Source organism: Acidovorax sp. A79 (genome assembly GCF_041154505.1).
Lineage (GTDB): Bacteria > Pseudomonadota > Gammaproteobacteria > Burkholderiales > Burkholderiaceae_C > Acidovorax.
Genome location: NZ_AP028672.1, coordinates 2,088,775 through 2,100,406, shown reverse-complemented (window position 1 = coordinate 2,100,406; position 11,632 = coordinate 2,088,775). Strand labels below are relative to the sequence as shown.

General features: G+C 63.7%; 8 protein-coding genes. All 8 read left to right on the top strand.

All coding sequences use genetic code 11. The features are described from left to right. Position 1: 1 nt before the first annotated feature. The 8 genes from kdpB to ACAM51_RS09540 all read left to right on the top strand — a co-directional run bounded on the left by kdpB (position 2) and on the right by ACAM51_RS09540 (position 11,534). Entirely contained in the window at positions 2–2,095 is a 2,094-nt protein-coding gene (gene kdpB / locus ACAM51_RS09575) for a potassium-transporting ATPase subunit KdpB (RefSeq protein WP_369643410.1), read from the top strand. 10 nt (positions 2,096–2,105) lie between these two features. Further along, positions 2,106–2,678, top strand: a complete 573-nt coding sequence (gene kdpC, locus ACAM51_RS09570; protein WP_369643409.1) for a potassium-transporting ATPase subunit KdpC — start codon at positions 2,106–2,108, stop codon at positions 2,676–2,678. A gap of 59 nt (positions 2,679–2,737) precedes the next feature. Continuing rightward, positions 2,738–5,533: a DUF4118 domain-containing protein gene (locus ACAM51_RS09565; RefSeq protein ID WP_369643408.1), complete on the top strand. Its 2,796-nt coding sequence runs from the start codon at positions 2,738–2,740 to the stop codon at positions 5,531–5,533. Further along, positions 5,505–6,209 carry a two-component system response regulator KdpE gene (gene kdpE / locus ACAM51_RS09560; RefSeq protein ID WP_255591049.1) on the top strand — a complete coding sequence of 235 codons (705 nt, stop codon included), beginning with the start codon at positions 5,505–5,507 and terminating at the stop codon, positions 6,207–6,209. The genes ACAM51_RS09565 and kdpE overlap by 29 nt, the downstream gene beginning before the upstream one ends. A 620-nt stretch (positions 6,210–6,829) precedes the next feature. Further along, positions 6,830–6,952 carry a hypothetical protein gene (locus ACAM51_RS09555; protein WP_255591048.1) on the top strand — a complete coding sequence of 41 codons (123 nt, stop codon included), beginning with the start codon at positions 6,830–6,832 and terminating at the stop codon, positions 6,950–6,952. Further along, on the top strand, positions 6,949–8,061 hold the full coding sequence (locus ACAM51_RS09550; RefSeq protein WP_369643407.1) for a GNAT family N-acetyltransferase/peptidase C39 family protein: 1,113 nt from the start codon (positions 6,949–6,951) through the stop codon (positions 8,059–8,061). The genes ACAM51_RS09555 and ACAM51_RS09550 overlap by 4 nt, the downstream gene beginning before the upstream one ends. Position 8,062: 1 nt before the next feature. Next, on the top strand, positions 8,063–9,595 hold the full coding sequence (locus tag ACAM51_RS09545) for a RimK family protein (protein ID WP_369643406.1): 1,533 nt from the start codon (positions 8,063–8,065) through the stop codon (positions 9,593–9,595). Positions 9,596–9,881: 286 nt separating this feature from the next. Then, positions 9,882–11,534 carry a hypothetical protein gene (locus ACAM51_RS09540; RefSeq protein WP_369643405.1) on the top strand — a complete coding sequence of 551 codons (1,653 nt, stop codon included), beginning with the start codon at positions 9,882–9,884 and terminating at the stop codon, positions 11,532–11,534. Positions 11,535–11,632 lie beyond the last annotated feature (98 nt).

Genomic DNA, 11,632 nt, shown 5'->3' with positions numbered 1-11,632 from the left:
GATGACTAAAAAGAATACTTCTACTTCTCTGCTGGATCCTGTCCTGATCCGGACAGCGTTCTGGGGGGCGCTGGCCAAGCTCAGCCCGCTGGTTCAATGGCGCAACCCGGTGATGTTCATCGTGTACATCGGCAGCATCTTCACCACGCTGCTGTGGCTGCATGCCCTCAACGCACCGGCGGATGCGAGCGTGCGCCCGGGCTTCGTGCTGGCCATCACCGTCTGGCTCTGGTTTACGGTGCTGTTCGCCAACTTCGCCGAAGCGTTGGCCGAAGGCCGCAGCAAGGCCCAGGCAGCCTCCTTGCGTGGATTGCGCAAGGAAACCTGGGCCAAGAAACTCAAGGAGCCGGTCCATGGTTCCGCGTTCCTGCCGGAGCAGGCCACCAACTTGCGCCGCGGCGACGTGGTGCTGGTGGAGGCGGGCGATGTGATTCCGCTGGATGGTGAAGTGATCGAGGGCGTAGCCTCTGTCGACGAAAGTGCCATCACCGGCGAATCTGCGCCGGTGGTTCGCGAGTCCGGTGGGGACTTCTCCGCCGTGACGGGCGGCACCCGCGTGCTTTCCGATTGGCTCGTGGTGCGCGTGTCCGTGAATCCAGGCGAGTCTTTCCTGGACCGGATGATTGGAATGGTGGAGGCCGCCAAGCGGCAAAAGACGCCCAATGAGGTCGCCTTGACGATCTTGTTGGTGGCATTGACGATTGTGTTCCTGGTGGTCACCGTCACCCTGCTGCCTTTTTCGATCTTCAGCGTGCAGGCTTCAGCGGCTGGGACTGTCGTCTCTCTGACGGCCCTGGTGGCCCTGCTGGTGTGCCTCATCCCGACCACCATCGGTGGACTGCTGTCGGCCGTTGGCGTGGCTGGCATGAGCCGGATGATGCAGGCCAACGTGATTGCGACCTCGGGGCGGGCCGTGGAGGCCGCAGGAGATGTCGATGTGCTCCTGCTGGACAAGACCGGGACCATTACCCACGGGAATCGCCAAGCCAGTGCGTTCCTGCCCGCTCCAGGGGTTTCACCTGGCCGCCTGGCCCGCGCAGCCTTGCTGGCATCGCTTGCGGACGAGACGCCTGAAGGGCGCAGCATCGTCGAGCTGGCCCGCCGTTCGGGCACCCCCGACGAGAATCCGCAGGGCGTGCTGCTTGTGCCTTTCACTGCGCAGACGCGGATGAGCGGTGTCGACCTCCCTGCCGTCGAAGCGTCCGGGCAGCCCGCAACCATGCTGCGCAAGGGAGCCGTGCAAGCCATTGCGCGGCATGTGGAAGCGCAGGGGGGCGCCATGCCACACGAAGTGGCGGCCGCCGCCGACCAGGTGGCGTACCGGGGAAGCACCCCCCTGGTGGTGACGGAAGGGCGTCAGGTGCTCGGTGTTGTGGAACTCAAGGATGTCGTGAAGGTCGGCATCAAGGAGCGCTTCGCCGAGTTGCGCCGCATGGGCATCCGCACCGTCATGATCACGGGTGACAACAAACTCACGGCAGCCTTCATCGCCGCGGAGGCCGGGGTCGATGACTTCCTGGCGGAGGCGACCCCGGAGGACAAACTGGCGCTGATCCGCAAGTACCAGTCGGAAGGACGACTGGTGGCCATGACCGGTGACGGCACCAACGATGCGCCGGCACTGGCGCAGGCCGATGTCGCCGTGGCGATGGGGAGCGGAACGCAAGCCGCCAAGGAAGCTGGCAACATGGTCGACCTGGACTCCAACCCGACAAAACTCCTGGAGGTCGTTGAGACTGGAAAGGCGCTCTTGATGACGCGAGGCTCTCTCACGACGTTCTCGATCGCGAACGACGTGGCGAAGTATTTCGCCATCATTCCGGCCATTTTCGTGTCGACCTATCCGCAGCTTTCCGCGCTCAACGTCATGCAACTGGCGAGCCCGTCGTCTGCCATCTTGTCGGCCGTGATCTTCAATGCGCTGGTGATCGTCTTCCTGATCCCCCTGGCATTGCGAGGGGTGCGGTATCGCCCTGTGGGGGCGGCGGCCCTGCTGCGCCGCAACCTCGCGATCTATGGCCTCGGAGGTTTGATCGTGCCGTTTGTCGGCATCAAGCTGATTGACTGGATACTGGTGGCCGTAGGGCTGATTTGAGGAACCTTCCATGAAAAACATTCTTCGCCCAGCACTTATCGTGTTTGTAGCCCTCAGCGCGCTGACGGGCTTGCTGTACCCCTTGGCCGTTACCGGAGCGGCGCAGGCCGTTTTCCCCCACGAGGCTGCGGGAAGCCTTGTGCAGCGCAATGGCCAGGCCGTTGGCTCTTCGTCGATCGGCCAGAATTTCACGGAACCCGCGCATTTCTGGGGGCGTCCGTCGGCCACGGCGCCCATGCCCTACAACGCGGTGGCGTCGGGAGGCTCCAACCAGGGGCCCCTCAATCCGGCGTTGAACGATGCGGTCAAGGCCCGCGTGGAGGCATTGCGCGCGGCCGACCCCGGCAATCTGGCGCCGGTGCCCGTGGACCTGGTGACGGCGTCCGCCAGCGGTCTGGATCCGCATATCAGCGTCGCGGCGGCACAGTACCAAGCCGCCCGCGTGGCGCGGGCCCGCAACGTCCCCGTGGCGAGCGTGAATGCCCTTGTCGACAAGCTCACCGAAAAGCCGATCCTGGGCCTGCTTGGCGAACCCAGGGTGAACGTACTGGCACTGAATCTTGCCTTGAATGATGCACGGTAGCACCGCATTCCGCCTTTTGTCATTCTTGCCCATAGGGCCCGCTTGGAGCCAGGCACGCCATGGCTGACATGCAGCGCCCAGACCCCGATGCGTTGATCGCGCAACTGCGCGCGCAGGAGGAGCAGACCACGCGCGGCAAGCTGCGCATCTACTTCGGCGCCAATGCAGGGGTGGGCAAGACCTGGGCCATGCTCAGTGCGGCGCAGCGGGAGCGTGGCGCTGGCCGCGACGTTCTGATCGGGGTGGTGGAAACCCATGGCAGAGCCGAGACGGCGGCCTTGCTCGCGGGATTGGATGCATTGCCCCTCAAGGAGGTGGAGTACCGTGGCCGGCTGCTCCTTGAGTTTGACCTGGACGCGGCCCTTGCACGCAAGCCGGCCATCCTCCTGGTGGATGAGCTTGCCCACTCCAACGTGCAGGGATCCCGCCATGCCAAGCGCTGGCAGGATGTCCAGGAACTGCTCGCCGCGGGCATCGATGTGTGGACTGCGCTCAATGTCCAGCATCTGGAGAGCCTCAATGGGACCGTGGGTGCGATCACGGGGATCAGGGTCCATGAGACGGTGCCCGACACCGTGCTGGACGACGCGGACGAAGTGGTGCTTGTCGACGCCACCCCCGATGAACTGATATCCCGCCTGAGTGCAGGGAAGGTGTATGTCCCCCAGCAGGCTGAGCGTGCGGCCCAGAGCTTCTTCCGCAAGGGCAACCTGATTGCCCTGCGCGAAATCGCACTGCGCCGCACCGCTGAGCATGTGGAGGACGACGTCCTGGGATGGCGGATCGAACAGTCAGGCACTCCCGGCGAGCGCGTGTCTGCCGCCTGGAACACCTCGGGCAGCATACTGGCGTGTGTCGGGCCGAACGAAGATGCCGCGCAGACCGTGCGCGCGGCCGCGCGCCTGGCAGGGCAGCTCAATGTGAAGTGGCATGCCGCATACGTGGAGACACCGCGCCTGCAGAGGCTGGACGCACCGCAGCGCGACAGGATTCTGGCCGTGCTGCAACTGGCGCAGGAGCTGGGCGCCGAGACGGCGGTGCTGACGGGCGACCACGTTGCGCCGGCCCTGGCTGCACAGGCGCTTCACCTCAATTGCGCCACCCTGGTCCTGGGTCGTCCTGCGCCGCGGCGCTGGTGGCAGAAGTGGCCTTCGACCAGGGAGGTGGGCCGGGAAATCGCGGGACTTGCCCCCTCGCTTGATATCGTGGAAACGGCGCGCGCGGGTAGTTCGAGGCGGTTGCCGCAGGCACTCTGGAGCCACAAAGTAGGCGTTGAGGCCAGGGAAACCGACGAGGCCGCACACCCGCGCTGGCAGGGCTTCCTCTGGGCGCTCGGTGCCAGCATTGCGGTCACGTTGATGGCGACTCTGTTGCACGGCGTCCTGGAGTTGACCAACATCGTGATGTTGTACCTGGTCGGCGTTGTCGGGGTCGCCATGCGATTCGGGCGCGTGCCTGCGGCGATGGCCGCACTGCTCAATGTGCTGGCCTTCGATTTCTTCTTCGTATCACCGCGGCTGTCTTTCGCGGTCAGCGACGTGCAGTACGTGGTCACTTTTGCCGTGATGCTGGGGGTGGGACTTCTGGTGGGGCAGCTCACAGCCGGCCTCAGGTTCGCGGCCGGAGTGTCCAACAGCCGGGAGCGCCGGGCCCAATCGCTGTTCGAGCTTGCGCGCGAGCTGTCGGCGGCCCTGGAGACGAGCCAGGTCATCGAGATCGGCGCGGCGGCTGTGCAGGGGCATTTTGGCGGCAGGGCGGTGGTGGTTGCATTGGACGCGTCGGACCGCCTTCACTACCCCGATGATCTGCCGCAGGAATTTGACAAAAGTGTGGCCGACTGGACCTTGCGGCAAGGACAGAGCGCGGGGCTGGCCACGAGCACTCTGGCGGCGCAGGCATGGCGCTATGTCCCCCTCAAGGCGCCCATGAGGGTGCGCGGTGTGCTGGCGCTGGAGCCCGCGCACCCAAGGTGGCTGCTGATTCCGGAGCAGGCTCAGCAACTCGATACCCTGGCCCGGCAGATCGCCATCGCGCTCGAACGTGTGCACTACGTCCACATCGCGCAAAAGGCGGTGGTGGACATGGAGTCCGAGCGGCTGCGCAATGCCTTGCTGGGCGCTGTCTCCCATGATGTGAGAACACCGCTGACGGCGCTGATCACGCTGGCCGAATCGCTCAAGGGGTTGCCGACGGAGGAGCACGATGCCGTGGCACAAGCCATCGTGCATCAGGCGCACCAGCTCAACGCGCTGGTCAGCAACCTGCTGGACATGGCCAGGCTGGAAAGTGATGTTTCGGGACAAAGTGTCCACTTGCGGCGTGACTGGCAGTCGGTCGAGGAAGTCGTGGGCGCCTCGATACGCGCCGCCAAGCCCGCGCTGAAGGAGTTGACCGTTCGCACGGAAATCCCCGCCCATTTGCCGCTGGTGGAGTTCGATCCTGTCCTCATTGAGCGCGTGCTGGTGAATTTGCTTGAGAATGCCGCCAAGTACGGCGCACCGCCCGTTGTCATCAAGGCGTTTGCGACAGAAGGGAGTCTGGTGTTGACCGTGACGGACCACGGGCCTGGCCTGCCACCCTCTGTGCGTGGCAGGGAACACCTGCTGTTCGAGAAATTCACCCGGGGACAGGCTGAATCGGCGACACCGGGCGTGGGCCTGGGGTTGGCGATCTGCAAGGCGGTGGTGCACGCGCACGGCGGAACGATCTCCGCTGCCAGCGCAACCGGGGGCGGGGCGGAATTCACCATCACGCTCCCGCGCCGAGAGCCTCCCCCCGATCCCGATTTGGAAGATATGGAGCGGGGCGTTGCCGCCCCGGGATACGATGCAAATACGTACCGTGCTGGTGGTTGAGGATGAGCCGCAGATCCGGCGCTTCGTTCGCAGTGCGCTCGAAGCAGAAGGATGGCAGGTTCATGAAGCCGCGACGGTGCGCGAAGGACTGTCTGCGGCGGGTACCCGCCAGCCCGATCTGCTGGTGCTGGACCTGGGGTTGCCTGACGGCGATGGCATTGACCTGATCCGCGACGTGCGGGGCTGGTCCGCCGTGCCGATCATCGTCCTGTCTGCGCGCACCGATGAGGCCGACAAGGTCTCCGCACTCGATGCTGGAGCGGATGACTATCTCACCAAGCCCTTTGGTACGGGGGAGCTTCTGGCGCGCGTGCGTGCCAATCTTCGCCGTCCGCGTGCGGCGACAGGAAATGGGCTCACCGTGGATGGGGTGGAGCCAGCGTTTCATTTTGGCGACGTGGAGGTGGACCGCAGCGCTCGGCTGGTACGCAAGGGCGGGGTTGAAGTCCACCTGACGCCGACCGAGTACCGCATGCTGTCGGTGCTGGTCGCCAATTCGGGACGGGTCATCACCCAGAAACAGCTGCTCCGCGAAGTGTGGGGGCCGATGCGGTCGGACCAGAGCCACTACCTGCGCATCTACATGGGGCATCTCAGGCAGAAGCTCGAGGCAGATCCGGCGCAGCCTCGTCACTTGCTGACTGAATCGGGAGTGGGGTACCGACTCGCGGTGTGACTCCACAAGCGATGAACTCCAGGGCTGCAGCGGTGCGCCCGGCGCGTTTCCCTCGTCGCGTGATGTGGCCGCGGAATTTGACAACGAATTGACGGCTCGAACCCCAGTTTTTACGAACGATTTACACCAGTCTTTCTAGACTGGGTGCATGTTCAATAGATGCCACTACCCCTTTTTTTGAAGGTGGCCCCGTGGCGAAAGACATGCTGCAAACATACGCAGGGATCAGCCTGCACCGGGTGGCCATGCTGCCCTTCCCCGGGGAGTGCGACGGTCCGGCCTCTCTGGTGGCACTGCCCCTGGTCGCTTCATGCACCGACGCACAGGACTTGCGAAAGACACTTCATTCGGCTCTGGGCGCCCGGTTGCGGGGGTACCGAATGTGTCTGGACAGGCCCCGCGAGCGGGCAAGTCTCAGCTTGCTTGTGCAACGCAAGGATGTATTGCACACCGTGTGCTGCGTGATGCGCGTGTTGCCGCACGCCGAGTTTGGCCGCGTGGTGAAAGTCGCTGGTGCTGAGGAATTCCCGTGCCATTGACATCGCTCCGCATCCAGTGGGCCCCATCCATGGGAGCGTGGCTGTCGGATCGCAGGCGTTGCGATCCCGGAAGGTCGATCCATGGATGACTGGGTGCATGTGTCGCTGGCGCTGCTGGTACTGCTGGTTCCGATCGGCGTCGCGTGGATGGCATTGAAGCTATCTGACCGGGGCGCGCGCAAATCCGGGCGCGGTCTTCGATGAAGCCGTCTTCCCATCGGAGCAAGGTGGAGCCGGCGAACCGTGGCGATCTGGCCGCGCTCGATCGGCTGGAGCGCGCGGCTTTCGAGAACGACAGAATCTCGTTCAGAAGTTGGCAACGCATGCTGGCCAGCCCGTCGGCCCGCGTTCTCGTGTGCAGATCGAGCGAAGTCTTGGAGGGGGCCTGCGTGGTATTGCGCCGCAAGGGATCCTCTGTAGCTCGCCTGTACTCGATCGCTGTGGCGTCTGCCGTACGGGGTTCCGGCATAGCCGCTGAACTTTTGACCGCGGCGATCAGGGACGCGCGAGAAGCCGGGTGCGCGGTTTTGAGGCTGGAGAGCAGGACTTCCAATGTCTGCGCACACCGCTTGTTCCTTCGCCATGGATTCGTGGGGATGGGCCGCAAGCTTGCCTACTACGGCGATGGCGAAGCCGCTTTGTGCTTTCAGAAGGACCTCTTCGACGACGCGCGGGCGCGAGAAGGGAACGCCTCTCGGGTGCGGCACTACGCCCAGACGCTGGATTTCACCTGTGGGCCCTGCGCATTGCTGATGGCCATGTCTGCCGTGGACCCGTCCATCCCTGTCAATCAAGCCGCCGAAATCCGCCTATGGCGTGAGGCCACAACGGTCTTTATGGCGGCGGGCCATGGTGGGTGTGGTCCTTTCGGACTTGCGCATGCGGCATTGCGCCGCGGCTTTGACGTGTCGGTCTATGCAGCGGCTGGCGCATCACTCTTCATGGACAGTGTGCGCGACCCTCTCAAGAAAGACGTCATCCAGCTGGTGGAAAACGACTTCCGGTTGGAACTGGAGGCTCACCGTGTTCCTGTCCATGCCCGGCCCGTCTCTCCAGAAAGCGTGATTGAGCAATTGCGCATGGGAAGCCTGCCCATTGTCCTCATCAGTCTGTGGCGGCTTCACCGGGAGAAAACGCCACATTGGGTGGTAATCACCGGCTTTGACGGCGCGGTTTTTCGCCTTCTGGACCCTATGGCGCGTTCCAGTGACCCGGATGGCGGAGTGTCCATCAGCTTTGGTGAATTCAAGAAGATCGCCAAATACGGGCGCCGCAGGCGCACTGCCGCGGTCGTCATCTCCGGAAAGAAATAAATTGTCTTCAGAACATGTGATCGTGGTGGAGAAGCTCGCAGACTTTCGATGGAGCGAGCCCGAGATCAGAGTCATCACCGCCGATCAATTCGTCGCGGAGGAGCCGGATGCCCGGGGGCGTTTTCGCAAGGTCACGAACCTTTGCCGGACTTATGGCTACCTCAGCATGGGCTACTACTGCTCCCTGCTGGCGGAGGCGCGTGGCGACCGGGTCACCCCCAGCGTGGACACCATACTCAGCCTTCAGCGCAAGCGAATGCAGCCTGATGAAGCGTTCGTGCAGCTCAATAGGCTGGTCGGTCCGCTGAAGGAAATCCCCGGCTCCGTGAATACGCTGACCTTGCATGTGTTCTTCGGGGTCATGGAGGACCCCGTGCTGGCGCCGCTGGCTCGAAAGAGCTTTGAACTGTTCCGTTGTCCATTGATGGAGATCACCCTCGAACGGCAGGAGCAGTCCGCAAACTGGCAGCTCGGCGGAATACAGGCGTTGGACCTTCGCGATGTCGAGCCTGCGCGCGATGAGGTCCTTGTTCGAGCGCTCCGCCAGTACACGCGGCGCAGCTGGCGCCCCATGGTCGCCATGCCACTGCCCCGGATGGACCTCGCGGTCCTGCACGATCCGGATGACCCGCTTCCTCCGTCCAGTCTCAGGACGCTCAAGAAGTTGGTTGATGTGGGGCAGGACATGGGAATTGCGGTGGAGCTTATCGAGAAGAAGGACTTCTCCCGCCTGACCCAGTTCGATGCGCTGTTCATTCGGGAAACCACCGCGGTGACGCACCATACCTTTCAGTTTGCGAGAAAGGCTGTCGCCGAGGGCATGCCGGTCATAGACGACCCCGTGTCCATCCTGCGCTGCACGAACAAAGCCTTTTTGGCGGAGCTTCTGCGCGAGCATGCCATTGCCACACCGGTGACGCGCATGGCCAGCCGGCGCACGCTGGCCGGCATGGAGCACACGCTGGACTACCCCGTGGTGGTGAAAGTACCGGATGGTGCGTTCAGCCGCAGTGTCAAGAAGGCGGAGAGCTTTGAGCATCTCCAGGACATTGCGAAAGGCATGCTCAGGGAATCGGAAATCATCCTGCTGCAGGAGTACATGTACACAGACTTTGACTGGCGCGTCGGGGTTCTGGCGGGGCAAGCGGTCTTCGCGGCGAAGTACTTCATGTGCAATGGGCACTGGCAGATACTGCAGCACACAGCAAATGGCAAGTACACGGAGGGGCGGGTTCAGGGTGTACCGCTGCAAGACGTGCCCACAGAGGTGCTGGCGGCAGCCGTCAACTCCGCGCGCCTGGTTGGCAATGGATTTTATGGGGTGGACATCAAGGCCACGGCTTCTGGTGTCTATGTCATCGAGATCAACGACAACCCCAATCTCGATGTTGGCATGGAAGATGCGGCATTGGGCGACAAGCTGTATTCCACTTTGCTCTCGCACTTCCTGCTGCAGGTGGAACGCCGATTCACATCCACTGCGCAGCGTGGCAGCGCGTCTCGTTTGCAACCTGACGCGGTGACGCCTGGGTAGTTCGACGCGGGAACATTTGACGGTTTTTTTGCGGACGGCGGACCTGCTCGGAAATGGGCCGATCGCCGATGCGATGGACCCATCCTCCGCTGTTTTGGTTAGCATGGTTTCCGAAGCCCGGTTTTCGGCAGGTCGCGAGGAAATCCGGGATTGATTTTCTGGCTGCACCACGTGAAATGGGCGCTGGCGCCCACGCCATGTCGGCTGAATGAACCGCCAGTCGGCGCACGGTGCCCACGCCGCAAGTGTTTTGCTCGGCATCACGAACCAGACGAAAGGCCACCCCATGTCCGTTGAGTCCCATCCTGCCTGCGTGCGAGAGTTCCGCCAGGTCCTGTTGTGGCCCTTGCGACTGATGCCGGTGCGTGGCTCCGAGGGGCGGCACGCCAAGCCCTGGCAGGTGCTGGCGGACATGGGCGAGGCGTCGCCCTGGCGCGAGGTGGTGGATGAATTCACGGGCGACAGCGATCGTTTTCACGAGCGCCACTACAACGAGTTCGTGACCTTCTTGCCCTACGTGCAGCGCTTCCTGTACGGCGAGGGGCGCAGCCAGAAAGGCAGCAGCGCCGCAGGTTCACCGATGCGGGTGTTCCGGCGCAGCGACGTCAGTGCCGTGCGGGCGGTGCTGCACCCCGGTGCGCCGCCGATCACGCTCGACATCGTCCATGTGGACCTTTACTTTTTCCTCGACCTGGATCTGGTGCTGCTCAATGTCGAGGTCAGCGCCCGCGACCTGGCGCTGGCCCAGGCACAGGAGCTGCTGTACCGCTTTGGCCGCGGCTACCCCGCCGGCTGGGACGCCAACGGCCATGCGCAGCACTGCCTGTACAGCGCCGAGTGGCTGGACGCCGCCGGGCAGGTGCTGGCCCAGTCCGATGCCAACCAGCGTGACCTCTTCATGGCCCATGTCAGCAGCCACCGTGCTCCGCGCATCGCGGCCCACTGGGCCTGGCTGCTGGAGCCCCTGGTGAGCGACCATTCCGAGCGCAGTGGGCCTCTGCGCTACCGCCAGATCGAGTACTACCGCATGCCGCAACTGGCCTTTCTGGCGTTGGACAACCCGCGCGCACTGAGCCGCAGCGACTTCGTTCGCCTCGGCCTGGTGACCGGGGCGGCCACCTCCAGCGACGACGCCAGCCTGCCCTATGCCGAAGAGCATCTGGCCGACTTCGAAAATCGGTTTTGTTACGACCGATTCTGGAGCCACAGTGGCGCGGCTCCCAACACGCGGTATCTTTGCAGCGGCCATTCGCTGCTGGTGCTGGGCGATGCCCACAGCCCGTTTTTTGTCTGCCGCGACCGGGGGGTGCTGGCGCAGTTCCGGCACCAGCATTTCTTGTTGTTCCTGATCGCGCATTTTCAGAAAGCGGCGCTGCTGATGTTCTCGGACCGGCTGGCCGAGGCACTGAAAAACCTGGACATTGCCGACGCCGCCAGCGTGCGCCGCTTCAAGCGCACGATCCGTGACAGCTTTGCCGGCTTTCTGCGCTTCACGCACCGCTACTGGTTCCACGAGGTGTCCGAACAGGCCCAGGTGCGTGCCCTGTTCCGCATGTGCGCCAACCACCTCGGGCTGGACCCGCTGTACACGGAGGTCAAGGAGCGCATTGGCGAAATGAACCAGTACCTGGACGCGGACAGCCTGCGCCGCCAGGCCAACACCGTCGTCAGGCTGACGGTCGTGACCATCTTTGGCCTGATCGGCACCGTGACCACGGGCTTCCTGGGCATGAATTTGCTGGCCGAGGCCGATGCTCCCCCGGGCCGCAAGCTGGGGATTTTTGCCGTCGTGTTTGCCTTGACCACCTTGCTGACGGTTTACACCATGGTCAAGTCCAAACGCCTGTCGGACTTTCTGGACGTGCTTTCGGACGAACGCGCCAGTGCCTGGCAGAAAGTCAAGGCGCTGGGGCTGGTGTGGCGGCGCACAGGAGAATGAGGCGTGCTGCCCATGCCCCTGCTGGCCGTTCATCGCCGAGTTTTGATCAGGCAGTGACTGTTGTCGCCGATGGCACCCATCCGTTGGAAAATCGCGCG

Bases quoted from the DNA above. Each gene is read 5' to 3' on its own strand.
- kdpB (WP_369643410.1), top strand. From the start codon at position 2: ATGACTAAAAAGAATACTTCTACTTCTCTGCTGGATCCTGTCCTGATC.
- kdpC (WP_369643409.1), top strand. From the start codon at position 2,106: ATGAAAAACATTCTTCGCCCAGCACTTATCGTGTTTGTAGCCCTCAGC.
- ACAM51_RS09565 (WP_369643408.1), top strand. From the start codon at position 2,738: ATGGCTGACATGCAGCGCCCAGACCCCGATGCGTTGATCGCGCAACTG.
- kdpE (WP_255591049.1), top strand. From the start codon at position 5,505: ATGCAAATACGTACCGTGCTGGTGGTTGAGGATGAGCCGCAGATCCGG.
- ACAM51_RS09555 (WP_255591048.1), top strand. From the start codon at position 6,830: ATGGATGACTGGGTGCATGTGTCGCTGGCGCTGCTGGTACTGCTGGTT.
- ACAM51_RS09550 (WP_369643407.1), top strand. From the start codon at position 6,949: ATGAAGCCGTCTTCCCATCGGAGCAAGGTGGAGCCGGCGAACCGTGGC.
- ACAM51_RS09540 (WP_369643405.1), top strand. From the start codon at position 9,882: ATGTCCGTTGAGTCCCATCCTGCCTGCGTGCGAGAGTTCCGCCAGGTC.